The following is a 1,913-nucleotide window of genomic DNA, read 5'->3' on the forward strand; positions in this document are numbered from 1 at the left end:
TTGCTGGACCGGGTGGCCTATCCGGCGGACCTGCGGAACCTGTCGGTGGAGCAGCTGAAGCAGCTGGCCGAGGAACTGCGGGCCGAGACGGTGGACGCGGTCTCGACGACGGGCGGCCATCTGGGCGCGTCGCTGGGCGTGGTGGAGCTGACGGTGGCGCTGCACGCGGTGTTCGACACCCCGGCCGACCGGGTGATCTGGGATGTCGGCCACCAGGCCTACCCGCACAAGATCCTGACCGGCCGGCGCGATCGCATCCGCACCCTGCGCCAGCCCGGCGGCCTGTCGGGCTTCACCCGCCGCAGCGAGAGCGAATACGACCCGTTCGGCGCCGCCCATTCCTCGACCTCGATCTCGGCCGGGCTGGGCATGGCCGTCGCCCACCACCTGCGCGCCGAACACGACCCCTCGTACCGCGAACGCAACGTCATCGCCGTCATCGGCGACGGCTCGATCTCGGCCGGCATGGCCTACGAGGCGATGAACAACGCCTCGGTCGCCGGCCCCGGCGCCTCGCGCCTGATCGTGGTGCTGAACGACAACGAGATGTCGATCGCCCCCCCGGTCGGCGCGATGTCGAACTACCTGTCGCGGCTGATGTCCTCGCGCCAGTTCCTGGGCCTGCGCGACCTGGCCGGCAAGGTCGCCCGCCGCCTGCCCGAACGGCTGGAGCGCACCGCCAAGAAGGCCGAGGAATATGCCCGCGGCATGATTACCGGCGGCACCCTGTTCGAGGAGCTGGGCTTCTACTACGTCGGCCCCGTCGACGGGCACGACATGACCCAGCTGGTGCCCATCCTGCGTAACCTGCGCGACGCCGACGACAAGGGCCCGATCCTGCTGCATGTCATCACCGAGAAGGGACGCGGCTACCGCCCGGCCGAATCGGCGGGGGACAAGTATCACGCCGTCGCCAGGTTCAACGTCGTCACCGGCGAGCAGAAGAAGGCCCCCCCGGGCCCGCCAAGCTACACCTCGGTCTTCAGCCGCGAACTGGTGCGCCGGGCGAAGCTGGACGACGCTATCGTCGCGGTCACCGCGGCCATGCCCTCGGGCACCGGGCTGGACGCTTTCGCCCGCGCCTGCCCCGACCGCTTCTTCGATGTCGGCATCGCCGAACAGCATGCCGTGACCTTCGCCGCCGGCATGGCGACCGAAGGGCTGCGGCCGTTCTGCGCCATCTATTCCACCTTCCTGCAGCGCGCCTACGACCAGGTGATGCATGACGTGGTGCTGCAGAACCTGCCGGTGCGCTTCGCCATCGACCGCGCCGGCCTGGTCGGCGCCGACGGCGCCACCCATGCGGGGTCGTTCGACATCAACTACCTGGGCTGCCTGCCGGGCATGACCATCATGGCCCCCAGCGACGAGCTGGAACTGCTGCACATGACCGCCACGGCCTGCGCCTTCGACGCCGGGCCGATCGCGCTGCGCTATCCGCGCGGCAACGGGCTGGGCCTGGCCCTGCCCGAGGAAGGCACGGTGCTGGAGATCGGGCGCGGCCGCATGGTGCGCGAAATGGGCCGCCAGGCCGGACGCGAAAAGGGCGGGATCGCCATCCTGTCGCTGGGCGCCCGCCTGGCCGAGGTCCTGAAGGCCGCCGACATGCTGGCCGCAGGGGGCCTGCCCCCCACCGTGGCCGACGCCCGCTTCGCCAAGCCGCTGGACACCGCGCTGATCGAACAGCTCGCCCGCAACCACGCCGTGCTGCTGACCGTCGAGGACGGCGCCGAGGGCGGGTTCGGCGCCTATGTCATGCACCATCTGGCCCGCACCGGCCTGCTCGACACCGTCCGCTTCCGCCCCATGACCCTGCCCGACCGCTTCATCGACCACAACACCCAGGACGCCCAGTATCACGAGGCCGGACTCGACGCCGCCGCCATCGCCCATACCGCGCTTCACGCCCTGGG

At 70.7% G+C, this 1,913-nt stretch carries 1 protein-coding gene; it reads left to right on the forward strand.

Going from position 1 to position 1,913, the window contains the following annotated elements; translation table 11 throughout:
• The coding region (gene dxs, locus HLH21_RS16785) for a 1-deoxy-D-xylulose-5-phosphate synthase (protein ID WP_182944890.1) at positions 1 to 1,913 on the forward strand (1,913 nt) is incomplete at its 3' end.

This window comes from Gluconacetobacter johannae (genome assembly GCF_014174305.1).
Classification (GTDB): Bacteria; Pseudomonadota; Alphaproteobacteria; order Acetobacterales; family Acetobacteraceae; genus Gluconacetobacter; species Gluconacetobacter johannae.